The 14,609-nt window shown below is 58.6% G+C and carries 14 protein-coding genes; 4 read left to right on the top strand and 10 right to left on the bottom strand.

Annotated elements, in window-relative coordinates:
• The 4 genes from ACESY8_RS17220 to ACESY8_RS17205 form a co-directional block, all read left to right on the top strand.
• The coding region (locus tag ACESY8_RS17220; RefSeq protein WP_498794896.1) for a hypothetical protein at positions 1-221 on the top strand (221 nt) is incomplete at its 5' end.
• Positions 208-939: a hypothetical protein gene (locus ACESY8_RS17215; protein WP_498794895.1), complete on the top strand. Its 732-nt coding sequence runs from the start codon at positions 208-210 to the stop codon at positions 937-939. The genes ACESY8_RS17220 and ACESY8_RS17215, both read left to right, overlap by 14 nt.
• The gene (locus tag ACESY8_RS17210) at positions 890-1,102 is read left to right on the top strand and encodes a DUF551 domain-containing protein (RefSeq protein WP_498794894.1); all 213 of its coding nucleotides are present in this window, start codon (positions 890-892) and stop codon (positions 1,100-1,102) included. The genes ACESY8_RS17215 and ACESY8_RS17210 overlap by 50 nt, the downstream gene beginning before the upstream one ends.
• Before the next feature lie 3 nt (positions 1,103-1,105).
• On the top strand, positions 1,106-1,600 hold the full coding sequence (locus tag ACESY8_RS17205) for a sigma-70 family RNA polymerase sigma factor (protein ID WP_195484621.1): 495 nt from the start codon (positions 1,106-1,108) through the stop codon (positions 1,598-1,600).
• 167 nt (positions 1,601-1,767) lie between these two features.
• On the opposite strand, the gene ACESY8_RS17200 is transcribed toward ACESY8_RS17205, so the two are convergent.
• From ACESY8_RS17200 to ACESY8_RS17155, 10 genes are all read right to left on the bottom strand, one after another.
• Positions 1,768-2,079: a hypothetical protein gene (locus ACESY8_RS17200; protein WP_021630113.1), complete on the bottom strand. Its 312-nt coding sequence runs from the start codon at positions 2,077-2,079 to the stop codon at positions 1,768-1,770.
• Between the two features lie 3 nt (positions 2,080-2,082).
• Positions 2,083-2,268 carry a hypothetical protein gene (locus ACESY8_RS17195; protein ID WP_021630112.1) on the bottom strand — a complete coding sequence of 62 codons (186 nt, stop codon included), beginning with the start codon at positions 2,266-2,268 and terminating at the stop codon, positions 2,083-2,085.
• 17 nt (positions 2,269-2,285) lie between these two features.
• Positions 2,286-6,617, bottom strand: a complete 4,332-nt coding sequence (locus tag ACESY8_RS17190; protein ID WP_498794893.1) for a MuF-C-terminal domain-containing protein — start codon at positions 6,615-6,617, stop codon at positions 2,286-2,288.
• Between the two features lie 556 nt (positions 6,618-7,173).
• Entirely contained in the window at positions 7,174-8,682 is a 1,509-nt protein-coding gene (locus ACESY8_RS17185) for a hypothetical protein (protein WP_154024629.1), read from the bottom strand.
• Positions 8,683-8,704: 22 nt separating this feature from the next.
• Positions 8,705-10,054 (bottom strand): N-acetylmuramoyl-L-alanine amidase, encoded by a 1,350-nt coding sequence (locus tag ACESY8_RS17180; protein WP_498794892.1) that lies wholly within the window; start codon positions 10,052-10,054, stop codon positions 8,705-8,707.
• A gap of 38 nt (positions 10,055-10,092) precedes the next feature.
• On the bottom strand, positions 10,093-10,242 hold the full coding sequence (locus ACESY8_RS17175) for a hypothetical protein (RefSeq protein WP_007489690.1): 150 nt from the start codon (positions 10,240-10,242) through the stop codon (positions 10,093-10,095).
• A 13-nt stretch (positions 10,243-10,255) separates the two neighbouring features.
• The gene (locus tag ACESY8_RS17170) at positions 10,256-10,564 is read right to left on the bottom strand and encodes a toxin-antitoxin system toxin subunit (protein WP_498794891.1); all 309 of its coding nucleotides are present in this window, start codon (positions 10,562-10,564) and stop codon (positions 10,256-10,258) included.
• A gap of 11 nt (positions 10,565-10,575) precedes the next feature.
• A complete protein-coding gene (locus tag ACESY8_RS17165; RefSeq protein ID WP_498794890.1) occupies positions 10,576-12,336 on the bottom strand; it encodes a hypothetical protein in 1,761 nt (586 codons plus the stop codon).
• A 9-nt stretch (positions 12,337-12,345) separates the two neighbouring features.
• The gene (locus ACESY8_RS17160; protein ID WP_196011523.1) at positions 12,346-14,121 is read right to left on the bottom strand and encodes a hypothetical protein; all 1,776 of its coding nucleotides are present in this window, start codon (positions 14,119-14,121) and stop codon (positions 12,346-12,348) included.
• Position 14,122: 1 nt separating this feature from the next.
• Positions 14,123-14,560 carry a hypothetical protein gene (locus tag ACESY8_RS17155; protein ID WP_035300189.1) on the bottom strand — a complete coding sequence of 146 codons (438 nt, stop codon included), beginning with the start codon at positions 14,558-14,560 and terminating at the stop codon, positions 14,123-14,125.
• Between the last annotated feature and the right edge of the window lie 49 nt (positions 14,561-14,609).

Raw genomic sequence — 14,609 nt, 5'->3', positions numbered from 1 at the left:
ACGAAGTCGCCAGTCTTATGGGCTACGAGGTGGTGGAGGATGATATGCCGGAGGCGGCAAAACATAAGGAAACCAACGCCATAGAAGGTATGTGCTGCGACTGTGCTCACAGAGGCCCCTGCTGCTCCTGGGACGAGAACGAGGGATGCCAGTACAGGGAAGAGGACGGAAGCTGCTGGGTGCCATACACAAAGGGGGAGGCCGCCCATGAAGTTTCGTAACCCTGAGACGGGGGAAGTAATTGAAAATACATATGAGGATACCACTTTCTGCGGGCAGTATAAGGGCTGTATAAATTGTCCGGTTGAAGCCGCAAGGCAGAGTCATGATTGCACTGAATGGGTCGACAAGCACCCATATGAAGCCGCCCGCCTGATGGGGTACGAGGTGGTGGAGGATGATACATTAACTTTTGGAAAAGCCATCGAAAAGTACCTGAAAATCAAGGAGGAGGCCAACATGGACAAGCCGAGAATTTGCGAGATTCTGGGGGTTGAGGTAGACGAAGAATTTACATACGATTTCGGCGCAAATCAGGTAAATAGAGGCACATTAAAAATTGGAGCAGACGGGAAGCGATATTATAAGAAGGGAGATCTCTGGATCCCTTGCTACAATGAGGATGATTTGGTTGTAATTATCAACCACCCCGACCGCATCATCCGCAAGCCCCGCTGGACGCAGCAGGAGGTGGAGAGGGCTGAGGCTATCAGACTGCTGTACCCAGAGGCAGACAGCCTCAATGAATGTGACCCTTGCATTAAGGTGTTGAACAACAAATTTGTTATTGCAACGTTAGATACGGCGCTGTTCCCCTCCTTGCACGTCTGCGAAAATGTCAAGCTGGACGAGATAATCGACTCCATCCACGACGGGGAGGGCGGACAGCATGAGCGAGTGGATCAGCGTCAAGGAGAGGCTGCCGGAAAAAGAAAATGAGATGGTCTTAGTTACCGACGGATTAACCGTTATTACAGGCTTCAGAAACTGGATGTTTAGACTGGAAGATGGAAAAGTTTATACACCAGGTCTAAAGATGGGTGGAGGGTCAATGGAGGTTACGCATTGGATGCCTCTCCCAGACCCGCCGAAGGAGGGATAGCCCTTGAACCGTGCAGAGCAGGAGGCCCTTATTATCAAATATCGCTATCTGGTACGCTCCGTGGCCTATTCTGTCTCCAATGAGGCAGCTAAAGACGAAGACGCCCTACAAAATGGTCTGATCGGTTTATGGGAAGCAACCAAAAGGTGGGACGGAAACCGTCCCTTTGAGCCTCTAGCCCGCCGCTGCATCCGCTGCAACATCATTGATTACATACGCTCAATACACCCGGATGACTCTCTAGAGGAGGACATTCCATCCGAGGAGAACATTGCAGCTCTCCAATCCTATGAGGACCAGGACTTTCTTGCTCTGGTTTATAAATTGTTCCCCCGCAGAAGCCGGGAGCGAAGGGTGCTGCTGGCTCTGATGCGCGGAGAATCCAAGCCAGTTATCGCCGCCAAGCTGGGGTGTTCTCGTCAAACCGTCTACAATATCAGTCGGGCCGCCTGGCAAAAACTACAGGTCGAAGCCGAACAAGAAGCGCAGGGGCGTTGACCCCTGCGCTTTCTTTATAGCCTGTATTGGTCGAGCATGACCCTTATGTGGGCCACATCATCCACCATTTTCTCGTGCTATCAGCCCCAGTTCGCCTTCTGGATTGCCAGCTTCATTTCTGAGGTCAGAAACGCTCCTGGAACCGCACGCGGGCCATTGACATGCCTTTACCCCATTCCAAGCCTGGCCAAGAGGAATCCAACCACTCCGGTGATGATGGCCGTGATCACTGTCTCCCAGCGCTTGTTCGGCTTCTCTTTCAGGGCGTTTATATCAGCGGACATGGTGGCAAGCTGTGCAATGATCTGGCTGTACTGGGTGGTAACAGCCGTCATACCACGCTCCAAGGCCCCAAGGCGGTTGTAGATCTTCTCGTGAGAGCGTGAGCGCTCCTTCTTCTCGTCCTCCAGCGTCCTCTCCAGTGCCTTGATGCGGACGAGGGAAGCGCAGTCCGTCCCGCTGCACTCGTGCTCCGACATCGGTCACGCCCCCTTCCCCTGTGCCCGCTCGGCCTGTGTTCCGAAGTAGAACGCAATGATAACGGTGAACACGGTAAGGAACTGGTCGATGCCCACCATCCCACTGGCGGAAAGATAAGCAAATACCACCGTCAGAATAAGGGTGACGATGGACTTCACGGTCAGCAGTCTGGACAGTCGTTCTTTCATGGTAAGTACCTTCCTTTCTAATTCTTGCTCATAAGGCTCCAGAAATAGTTTGCCTGGGCCGCAGTCATACCGGCCCTTTGCAATGCTGTCAGCTTTTCCTCCTTCTTTCCGTCTCCGGAATAGATAGCATAATATCGTTGGTAGTCCTCAACACTCAGGCCCCAGTCTCGTGCCCGCTCCCATTTCCGGCGCCCTGCATCCGATACCTGTTCCACGGCATAGAGCACATCCTTTTCCTCCTGGCTCAAGCCACTGGTTTCAATGGCGGCGATGGTCTCAGCCTGGTTCGTCCTTCCACTTCCGTCCGTATCCTTTTCCTGGACGGCCCAGTGCAGATAGTCCTGTGCCGGCATACCGGCCTGATATGCCTCCCGCACCTTCTTTCCGCTGAGGAGAGAGCCCCCATACTGCCCACGCAGCAGAAGATATTCCGATGTCGAAATGCCCAATTCTTTCTTTGCGTTCTGGGCCTCCGCTACCCAATCTTCCGGCTGATAATCACTGACCGCAGCCTTCCCCAGCATATCGGCGTAGTTATACACGCTGCTCACCGCCTGGGTCTTCTCCTCGTCTCCAAGGCTTCGGTACAGGCTGCTGTCCAGCAATTCCTCCAGAAGCTTAAACTGTGTCTGCCCTCGCTTCGTGGCATATTCCACATATTGCTCCCCGGTCAGATCCACCCGCTCGCCGTCCACCGTGATGTACTTCTGCGGCCGCTCCGGTACTACGGAGCCATCCCCAGTCTGGCTGTAGAGCCTCTGAATCTCTTTGTCTACGTCCGTCACCTGCATGCTAGAGGTATAGGCCGGATTCAGGAAGTTATTCATGGCCCGCATGGGCAGCGTCCCGTTCTTCTCCTCTCTCCCCCAGGCGTCGATGTAGGGCACTTGCTGGTAGTCCCAGCCTGGAATCCGGGCGCTGGCCCGCCCGATGGCATACTGGAGGTCGGTTGGCAACCGCAGGTTCTTGTCGGTGTAGGTGGTCATGCGCCTGTCCTCTGCGGTGCGTTCAATCTGGCCGCCCACAGTGGGCACCGCCTGGGAAAAGTAGCTGATTAGAGTGGAGGAAAGCAACGCCCCCAGTTTGTTATCCGCAAAAGACCAACTGTCGATGATATCGTTGAGAGACTGGAGCATGCTCAGCTCCAGCATGGGGTCGGAGATGGATTTCAGGGCGGTGTAAATACTCTCTGCCGTGTTCCCCCCCTGCCCCATGGAATCCATCAGCTCCACGCCCATGAAGAAGGGCAGGGCTTCTGGTGCCAGCCAATCCAGCGTGACGTTCCCGCCGCCAGGCAGATTCAGCGCGTAATTCTGAACACCCGTCAGATCGTTTATGGTGTCCTGCCCCTCGTCGTCCCCGCCGCCGCTGGTGACAATCCCCTGGGCAAACAGGTATGCGCCCAGGGCCATGAGGCCAGAGCCGGTCAACCCGGCGGCAATGTGGTCGATGGCTTCCGCTCCCGTCATCTCACCCTTCTTCACCTTCACCAGATCATAGCTCAGTGCCTTAGCCAGCCCCGCCGGGCTGTACTCCAGGCCCCGCACAAGGATGTTGGCTGGGGTACGTCGGAACGGAAGCACTGCGTCTATCGCAGAGTTTACAACCTTTCTCCCTTTGCCCTGATATCGAGTGGAGACAAAATCCGACACCGCGTTTCGGTCTTGATAGGTTGCCTTTAGCGCTTCCTGCCCTGCGTAGTCCCGCGCCCGGCTGAGAAGCTGCGCGTCCACCGTGTTGTTCCGCATCTGCTCTGCCGTCACGCCGTTTGCCTGGAGGTATCCGGCCAGGGCGTCGGCATAGGTGATGCGCTTGAAAATGGCGTCCTCCGCCTCCAGCGCCCATGAGTTCCCCTTGCGGGCTGCCTCCAGCGGCAGTGTCTTGAAAATCCTCCGTCGGCTGTTGATGTCGCTCCTGATGTCGTCATACTTATTCCCGGAAAGCACGTCCTGCACATTTGTCCAGTCCGCCCACGCCGCCTTATAGAGCGCGGGATTGGCCGCGAACGACTTGGTGCGTCCCAGCCTTCCGCCACTGACCTTGGAGACCCCCGCCTCGATGGTTGCCGCCACCCGGTCTTTTGTCCAGCGCAGCGGCTGAAATCCGACGTTGCCTACGACATTTCGGATATGCGTCCTGGGGTTAAAGAGCATCGCCATGTACCGCCAGGCGTTCCATTTATCCTGCCATGTGGCGGGCACCTGGGCGGCCACGTTATCCTTGATTTTATCCAGCACTGCGTCCCGGCCCGTCTGGTCGGTCTGCTGGTTGAACTCCTCAATCAACGCCGGGTCGATGGTGATCTCCAGATCCTTGTAGTTTTTCTGGATGGCCTTTTCCAGCTCAATTACCACGCGCTGGGCGGCGTAAAGCTGGTCGCTGGGGGCCAGCTTGCGCAGGATGGAGGCCGCCTGTACTGCCTGCCCGGCGGTGGTCTCCATCTGCGCGTAGAGGGAAAGCAACTCCGCCGTGGCCTTCCCGTCTCCCGCGTTGGCTGCATTCACCAGAAGCTGCTGCCCCAGGGTGGCAATGTCCTTGGAAACTAAGCCCTTGCGCACCTGGGTGGAGAACTCCTCCAGCGCCCGCTGATATCCCTTCATCTCAATGGTTTTCACGGCCCGGTCAATGGAAGCCCTGTCACTCACTCGGTCATAGGACAGCTCCCCGCGCAGCACCATGTTCTGAATGTCGCCCACCGCCTCGTCGGGAATAGCCTTTGCCCCCATGGCGGTGGAGGCGGTCTTGCGGATGGGCCGCCCCTGCGGGTCGGTGGTGGGCACGTCCACCGGTCGGGCCGCGTTGGCCCCTTCGGGGAAGAACTCGCTCTTGGTGCCCTGGAACTCCGACCAGGGGTCGAAGCCCTTCCGAGCTGCGCCGACGGAACTCTCCGGGCCTGTCTCAAAGGCAGGCCCAGGCCCCTCCCTGGGCGTATCCTGTGTTTCACCGCGATCGCCCTGCTGTAGGTTGACATCCTGCCCGGCTGGGGGTATACTGTTTCTAGCGAGGACATCATCAGCCATCGCCTGGGGCACTGGACGCCCTTTGGAAAGAAGCTGATAAATGTCCTCGTTATTTTTTGTATACAGCACATTTTCGCCATTATTACCAATGATTCTTTGGATATAATCCGCCCCAAATGCAGATGCAACATCGTTTTGAACATCAATTGCACCCTGTGCATTTAGGTGGATCGGAATAATAACAGGTTTTCCGTCCAAATCGTTCCATTCTGTAAGAACGATCTTACTCGCAAGACCTCTCGAATTGCTTTGCGGGTTCTCTATAATTGCAATGGGGTCTGCAAGTTGATAAGGGAGATTTTTAAGCGCTGATAGCCCAAGATTATGCTTTCCACCCATATATCCGGATGGATATGCAATTTTCCTTGCGACGCTTTGCCGCATGTGCAGATCAAGCGCAGGCGCTCCATACTCAGCGAGAATGGATGGCGTCTGCCCGAGCACGATATCGGCGCCAGTAGGAAGCGTGCCCATAAAAACGCCGTCGATTGCAGATTGATACCGGCGTATATTATCTATTGAAACAAGAGGTTCCACATCTGCATTTTTCTGCACAGCTCCAGGAAGTTCCGCCCGGATAACCTGCTCGCCCGGCATGCGGTTATCCGCCTGCTGATAGGCGGGGGAACCGGGCAGGAAGAGGCCACTTTTGGCCTCTTCGACCGTCGGTAAGGTAACGGCCAGCGGATTTCCGCTGGAATACCGGGCCATGTTCTGACCCGCCTGGATATTGGCGGTGGCTCTCTGGGTAATGTCCTCGTTGCTCCCGATAGCCCTCCGGGTGGTTCTGATGTCGGACGCCGCATTAGAAATCGCCCCCGGCAGCTCTAGGCCGCCCTGGAGCACTCCGGCGGCCACCGCGCCCATGATGGCACTCTGCGCAATCTCCTCCGGTGTGGCGTTGGGGGCGTCCGGGTCATAAATAGCCCGCTGCAAATAAGGGGTGAGAACGGTGGAAAGCGCCTCCTCGCCGCCCTCGCCTGCGATATCCAGGGCCCGGCTGACCAGGGGGCTGGCCTTGACTGCCTCGGCAATCTTCCCCACCTTTCCGCCGCCCAGGCCGGGGATGCCGCCCGCGATGCCCTCAATGGCGGTCTCCAGGGCCCCAGAGGCCGCGCCAAAGGCCAGCGCCCGCCCGGTGTCCGCCCCCTCCGCTTTGGCCTGGCTGGCCGCGTTGCCCGCCGCCTGAATGCCGAACAGCGCCCGGCCCACGTTCTCCCCGCGGGAAAGCGCCTGGGCCGCGTTGAGCCCCTTCCCTGCTGCGGACACGACCTTGGACGCGCCGATGCCGGGCAGCATCTGCACCACGGTCTGCCCGATACCCGTCACGTTCTGCGCGCCCTGGCTGGGGTTGTACTTCTCCGCCAGTTTCTGCTCCAGGTCTTGCGTTATACTGTTATCTAAAAAAGCATCTGCGTTTCGGCCGGCCCACTCTGATACCGGGTTGGGAGCCAGGCCACCAAGAGAACTGATCCCCTGCACTCCCTTATAGAAGCCGCTGCCGATGAAGTCTGTAACCCCTTCCGCCGCCCCTAAAAGAGCGGTACCAGCCCGTCCCCATGCGTATGGACTAATGAGTTCATCCGCAGAAGACGGCAAAATACTGAGACCTTCAAAAAATCCACTCTTGGCTGGGGTGGTCAGGGGGTTGGTTTTCTGCTTAACTGTCGGAAGTGTGACCTTCTTTCCCTTGCTCTCCGGCAAAGAGGAGGGAGCTGTGGTTTTACTGATACGTGGAGACGGGGCAGCGCTCTGTGATACACTCTGCTGCAAGGTGTTAAAAACCGTCTGCGTTGTCGGCCGCTTTTTCCCAAGCGGGTCAACATTGATTGCGCTCCCTGTTACCTTGGATTGCAGCTCTGACAGCTTCGCCATAAGGGCACCTCTAAATCAAGGACTGAATATTACCGAAACTGGGCCGGGAAGGGACTGTCGAAGTGGTTCCGCGCCGGAATTTGATCAGCCCGGTAGCAGGATCTTGATATGCTTCCACCTGTCCACTATCCACCATCTGCTCCAGGTAGGCCCTGCTGACCGGCCCATAGCCGAGCGCCGTCACGCTGGACATGTCGATTCCACTCCATTCTGAATTGTTCCCCTGCACCTGGCTGCCACCAACCGAACCTCCTGCGTTAGAGGTTGGGGCGGATACGTTCTCGACGGTGCCACTGCCGGTAGTTCCTCCAGTACCTCTCCCGGCATTTCCGCTCCGGCCTCCCGCGGCCGTGAGGGACGCCTGGAGCGAAAGCTGATTGATATACGCCTGTGCATCCGCCGCCGTAATGCCCATGGCGTCCAGCATCTCCTGAGAGGGCATAAGCCCCATCTCAAGAAAGGCGTTTCCGTACTGGGCCATCTGCTGGCGCTCGGCCAGAGCTGAACTGGCTGCATCCTGCTGCTGCTGATATTGGAGCTGCTGATTCTGGAGATCCATCTGATACTGCTGCATCAGAGCCTCCATGTTTGCCTGCTGGACACGCACCTTTTCCTGATACAAGGCCGCCGCCAGAGCGGCGTCGCCGTTGGCCTCCGCCTCCGCGATGGCGTTGTTGTACTCCACCTCGGCGTTCGCCATCTGCTGTTCCAGGTCTGCGTAGGTCTGCGCTTCCGCTGTGCTCAGTTCGTTCAGGTTATTCTGCAAGGCTACGTTGCGGGCCAGCTCGGCCTGGCCGCCCGCGCCGGAGTTCAAACCAGCCGCCGCCGCATACTCATTGAAGTTACGAGCTGCCAGCTCACTGGCCCCTGCCGCCTGGTTCCGGGCGTTCTGATACCGGGTGTCCACACCCTCCCCCGCCCGGTTGATTGCATTGACGTTCTGCTGGTAGGCGTTGTTAATCTGCGCCAAAGCGGCCCGCTTCTGCGCCGCATACATCTCCTCCAGATAGTTGGAATAGTCCTCAACTTGAGGAAGCTGCGGCGTTGTCAATCCACCCGCGCTGCCGCTCCAAGTACCTGTAACCGGGTCAAAGCTGACGTTCCCCCCGTTCTGGTTCAACAGGCCGGACAAATACTTGTTTTCCTCCTCCAGCCGCTTCTTTTCCTCGTCGCTGGCCCCCCACCAGGCATTTGAGTTTTGATTCATCTGGTCTTTAATCTGCTGCTGGATTCCGGTGTTTACTCCTACCCCGGAGGCGCTGTTCCCCTTTCCCGAGCTCCCCCCGCCTGAACTTCCTTTCCCGGAGGAAGAACTTCCCTTGGAGCCGCTGGAGCCACCCGTGGTTGTCCACTTGCCAGTACCGGGATTGAAGGTGGAGCTTCCTCCCGTCATGCTGTCAATCTGGCTTTGCAGGCGTTCGTTCTCCTTGTGCAGGCGGTCTTGCTCGGCCTTATTGGCTCCATGCCACGCCTGGGAGTTCTTGTTCATCTGGTCTTGCAAATCCTTGATGCTTGCCATTTCGTCCTCCTTTCCAGCTTGTTCAGCTCAATAGGTTTAAGCGCTCCAGTACGACGGCCAGCTCCTGCCGGGTCATATTATCGCGGGGCCGGGTGCCGTCCAGTACGCCCTTGTCCCTGGCCTTTTCCCACGCCTCAGCGGCCCAAACGTCCGGGGTGTCCTCCGCATAATCTGTCCCCGGTTCGGCCTGCCACGCGACGCCCAGGAACTCACAGATGCCCTTTGCGGTGGCTTCGGCCAGCTTGTCCCGATACTTGGTATCTTTGAGATACTCCACGTCGATCTTATTGGTATGGAAGCCGTACTCAATCAGGCAGGCGGGAGCGTCCGTCTTGGCGAGCACGGTATACATCTCATGCTTGATAGGTTCACTTCTCAGGGAAACCCCGGCGGCGTGGAAGGCGTTGACCAGCTTGGAGGCCAGCACATTGCGGGAGGCCGTCATGGGCCCGGCGCTGGTGTAGATTTCAAGCCCAGATCCGCTCGACCATCCTTTCCCCTGTCCAGCATTGGTGTGGATGCTCACAAAGCAATCCGGCTTTGCTTTATTGCTGATGTTGGCCCGCTCCGTGAGGCCGGGGTAGTTGTCCGCCGTCTTGGTGAGCACCACGCCCACCCCTTGGGCCTCCAGAAGCGGTTTGATACGCTTGGCCATGTCCCACGTAAACTCCCACTCTTTGTAGGCGCCGTCCGGGGAACCGTTGACGTTGCCCGGCCCGTGTCCGGGGTCGAGGCATACAGTATGCTTGCGCATAGGCTTGTCCTCCTGTTCCGGCGGCTTCTGGCCGCCCTGTTTGAGCCAGACACAAATCCAGTTGTGCACCTTGCGGCTGGCGGTGATGCGCTCTCCGCCAAAGTCACACTGGCTGGAGCCGCCCCCATCCAGCATGACGGCGGAGGACCAGCCCAGCCCGGCCAGCTCGTCCCGCAGAGTTTCCGGCGTGGCTGCGTCTCCGGTCCCATCGCCAGAGCAATAGAGGGCCAGACTGCCACCCCGCAGGCCAATGGCGCTGCGCCCCCGCTTGCCTCCCTGGGCCGAGCCGTAGGAGGGCTTATCCACCGGCTTGCCGGAGGAAATGAGGGCAGTCACCGCGATAAAGTTGGCCGCTCCCTCGTACTCGGAGGTCATGTGGATGTCCGGGCCCTTGTCCCAGGCGTAGCCCACCGCCCTCCAGGGCGTACCGGAGCGCATCACCCCGCCCACCTTGAGCAGCGGGCAGGCCGAGCCGTCTGGGTTCCACATGCCGCCATTGAGCACGTAATGGGCCTTTGTTTCAGCCTTGACCTGAGAGAGCGTCTTGCGGCAGTTGGTGACTCTCAGCTCAATCCGCTCCACGGACGAGAGCGGGACATATGTAATGATCTTACTCATTTGATTCACATCCTTTTATCCAGCGATCCCGCTGTTGATTACTGTTCTGGGGCAAGCAGCCCGGCCAGCTCCTGGTACTCCTCCGGGGTGAGCCGGTCGGCGGCCAGGTAGACATCCATCTTCTCCTGGAGGCCATCGGTTCGGTTCTTCTGGATGAGCAGCTTGCAGAGGTTGTATACGGTTGTCATGGCGTCTCCTTTCTCATGTGGCAGCGGTGAGTTCCAGCATACAAAGCCGTTCCTCGTGCTCGGCCAGCATGTCCAGAGTGATGTCCTCTGCGAGGGGCGGCTGGGGCTCCGGCTCCGGCTCTGGAGGCCGCTCAGTAGGCGTGATGCCCACCAGCTTGTCCCCCTGGATGTCCAGGTCACACCAGCCATAGGTCGCCCACACCGCGTCATGGAGGTGGGCGGGCACCTCTATGTAGCCATCCAGCCAGCAGGCGCGCCGCCCGCTCTGGCTCTGGATCGGGTGCTGGCCGCTTTCCAGCGGGTTAATTTTGATAATTGTCATTTCAGTTCACCTCATTTCCAAGTCAAATAATAATATTTCTGGCTGGCGACATTGGTACGGCCGTTGTGATTGGCGCTAGTCCCGTCAAATACTTGGAATCCACCCTCTACAACGCTCACTACATTGCTATTGACCTCTGCGGCTGGATATCCATCAAGCGCCAACCCTTCGGCGTAATGATTTTGGTATCCCCGGCTAAGTATACCGTTTTGGCAAACCAATACTGCTTTGGGCGTAAAGCCTAATTGTATTGTTTGGCTAGGAGCACCATCGCCAATGTACGTTCCCATGACCACGCGGGAGGATCCCACCTGTGCATCTACGTACTGCTTGTTAGCGGCGTCCGTTAGGTCAGTAGGAGCGGCCAGATTGGCTATCTTGTGACCACTCATGCTAATTGCCCCGGACATGACTCCACCGGAACTTGCAAGAGCCCCCACCTGCTCTGCCGTGACGGCATGGGGGTTGTTCTTGTTCCCGGTGTGGGCGGTCAGGGCCTTCTGCACCGCCGCCGCGCTGCCCGCCGGGTCATAGTCCATCGGCGGCAGCTCCGAGGGGGGCAGCTTCCCGTCCTGCCCCAGCGTCGCCACCCCATTGGGCGCGCCCTTCTCGGTGATGGGAACCGCCCCGGTATCTGCCGCCGACGGTATCCAGCTTTCCGGCCTCGCCCCTACCATTTCCGCGGTATAGTCACCTTTGGCGGGAACCACGGCTCCGCTGCGTCCGTTGAAGGTCGTCACGCCGCCGCCTGCCGCGCCCTGCGCTACACCCGCCCAGTATTTGGCGTTATTGGTATTCTCACCCTCCCGGATTCCAGTGCCACCCTCGGTCCAGCTTTGAGAGAGTGTAGCGCTGGCCTCCGCCGCGTTCTTCGCCGCCAGCGCCTGGGCCGCATTGCTCTGTGCGCTCTCCGCACTGGCCGCCGCTGCCCCTGCACTCTGCGCGGCCTGGGATGCGCTGCCGGATGCCGCTCCGGCGCTCTGTGCAGACTGGGACGCACTCCCGGACGCCGCCGTCTCGCTCCCCTTCGCGTTGGTCTCGCTGGCCTTGGCCGCCTGGGCGGAGGCCGCCGCCGCGTCGGCGTTGGCCTTGCTGGTGGCGTTGTACTGCTCCAGCTTCTGTGTAACCTCCAGAGTAAAGCGATCCAGGCCGATGGAGGCGGGGCGGATGGAGGCCGTCACCGTTTTATTGTTCCCGCTCCCATCCACGGAAAAGGCCACCTCGGCGGAGTTCTGGAAGGTGTAGGTGTCGATCAGCTTGGAAACATCCGTCTTGGTCTGGCTGCCGTCCACGTTGGTGATCACCAGATAGGTGCCGCTCTCCTCGTCCACCAGGGCCATGGTGGCAGGCACCTTCTCCAGCGCCGTGTCGAAGGTCTCCTTGGAGCCGTCCTTCTTGGTGACGGTAATCACTCCGGTGGTCAGATCCACATGCACGGTCTCCACCAGGTTTTCCGTCTCCTGGCCCACGTAGCTGTTTGTCTCAGACTTAGTATAGCGGTCGGTCAGCGCGTCGTTGAAGGCGTCCAGCACCTCCTGCACCGTCTCGCCGGGGAAGTCATCCACCGCCGCGCCAATGTTGGACGCGCCGCCGGTGCCGCCGTCCCCGGTAATGGCGGGGATCAGCGTCCCGTTGATGTACTCTTTGAGCCAGATAGCCGCCTGATCGAATCGCTTTTTCAGCTCCTCCGGGGTAAGGCCCTGTACGTCGTTGGGTTCGTCGTCCAGCTTCTGGATGATCTCAATGTCCTTTTCAAAAGGTGTGATTGCCACAAAAGCACCTCATTTCACGTTTCCGGTGTAGCGCACCTGCAAATCCACGGAAAGCACGGTCGCCGTGGCGGAGGCAGACTTGCTGCGGATAATGAGCTTGTAGTAGGTTACCTTCTTCACCTTCAGCTTGGAGCGAATGAGCTGCGGCTTCCGGTTGGTGCCGAAACTCCAGTGCTCAAAGCTCATGTTCAGGAAGGTCGCCAGACCGGCGGAGACAATCTTGTCCGGGTACTCCGACTTGACGTTGGACTCCGCCGTCAGCGTCACAATGGCCTGGCTCTCCGGCTTCATGGCTGTCCAGACGGTGGAGGAGTATTTACGCCTCCAATCCAGGTCAAAATCCATGGAACCGCTCTCCCAGTATGCGTTGATGTCCTCAAGGTTGTCATTCCGGTACTCCCTGGAGAACTCCATGATCCGGCCATCTAGCGTCCCGAAATAGAGCGTGCCCTCCACGGCCACCACGGCGTTTACCGGAAGATTGTCGTAAAAGTACCAGGAATTATTTTGGTAGTTGTTGACGATGGCCTGCCCGCCGTAGAAAATGTAATATTCCTGGTTCCACTCGTCGTCAAAGCAAATGGCCTGCGTCAGATCAAACGCTCCCAGGGTGGCGGCCACCTTATCAGAGACCCGCTTGGCATTGCGCTCGTCGCGGACGGAGTTGGCCGCCAGTGACCACTCGTAGACCGAACGCCCGTAGACTGTGCGGGCGTTGTTGTCCACCAGCTTTGCCTGGCCCGGTGCCGCGTTTCCGATGGAGCGGTTCAGCGACGAAGTGTAGAACGCCGCCGACACACTGCCGTCCCCCAGGGTAAGGGTGGAGTACGAACAGGAGTAGGCCGAGTCTGTTTTGAAGATCAGTAGGCGGTCATAGTGGCGTATCATAGCGGTAATGGGTGTATTGGCGCTGTCCACCGCCACCGTGTTGTACTGCGGGAAATACTCTGCCGACGCCTGCCCGTTCTCGTCCAGGCCGGAGAAAATCGCCTCGTTGGTGCCGTCTCCATACAAGAATGCCCGGCTGTCCGATTCGCCGTTGTAGAGCTCTGCAAACCGCATTCCGGTTACCTTGGCCCGCTCTCCCGTGCCCTTTCGCCATGTAAAGGTAATTGTGTTAACACCCTTTGGCGGCGCAGAGTCGAAGGTCACCTTTCCTTTTTCCAGGTCTGCCGTATACTTGATCTCGGTGCCCTCCACCGAGATGACCTCGTCCAGCTTGTTCTCAGGGAGCTGGAACTCCTTGGCCTCGCCATCCGGGGAATACTCCGCCCTCTTCTTCCCTGTCAGCAGATTCATCGGCTCCAGAAGCGTGCCGCCGCCAGTGGGCGGGGCCGCAGTAGTGACAATGGGTATGTATCCCTCCACCGCCGCCGGGGCCCCCTCACCGTCCCAGGAATAGTATTCCGTGCCGGTGAGGATGTAGAGCTTATCGGAAAAGCCAAACATGGAGGTCTGGCTGTCGTGGATGGCCCCCTTGTCCGCCGCCGTGTGCTCCTCCAGATCCAAGTCCCACAGGTGTCCGCCGCAGGCCGCCAGAACATGGTGCTTCCCCGCGATGTAGCCGCTCCACATCCCTCGGACCGGGTTCCCGGAGGACAGTTCCGCCAAGAGACCGTAGCCGGGCCTGATTTGCAGATGGTTTTCGGCGGTAATGCGGAAATTGCGCATCTCGGCGGCCTCTCCCATTTTCATGTGTGTGTCGCCGTCGGGAGACTCGTTCAGGCCAAGCCACTTCTTAATCTGATAGATTTTGGTCTCACTGGTGCTGACAATGTTCGCCACGTCACCACCTCCCGAAGCATCCGTACTCAATCCCGCCGTACATGGTCTCGATGTCCTCCGCCTGCGCCGGAATCGCACTGCGGTACTCCTCCAGCAGCTCGTCATACCTTTGGTTGAAGTAGGCGGCCACGTCCGGATTTTCATCCAGAAGCAGATGGGCCGCCAGCCCATAGGGAAGAACGCCCTGGCAAATACCGTCGTCCAGCCCGATCGGGGTGTCAAAGTCCGCAATCTCCGGGCAGATAGGCCGCTTGCCCGGCTCCGTCACCCGGTAGGTATCCGAGGCCGGAAAGCACTCTACCCGCAGTATGTTGAGAATGGGGATTGTGCGGTTTTTATACTCGCGGGTATCCGCCGTGTCGGTGGCACCAGTGGACTCGTTCACCTCGTCCATCAGGTTCATGGCCTTTTCAAAAATCCATTGGGCGGTCGTTGCCACGCCGTTCTTCCTCCTCTCTGTTGGCAGTCGGGGGGGGGGGGGGGGGGGG

It is taken from the genome of Clostridium sp. ATCC BAA-442, assembly GCF_964239415.1.
Taxonomy (GTDB): domain Bacteria; phylum Bacillota; class Clostridia; order Oscillospirales; family Oscillospiraceae; genus Flavonifractor; species Flavonifractor plautii.
This window is presented reverse-complemented; position numbering and strand designations above follow the sequence as displayed.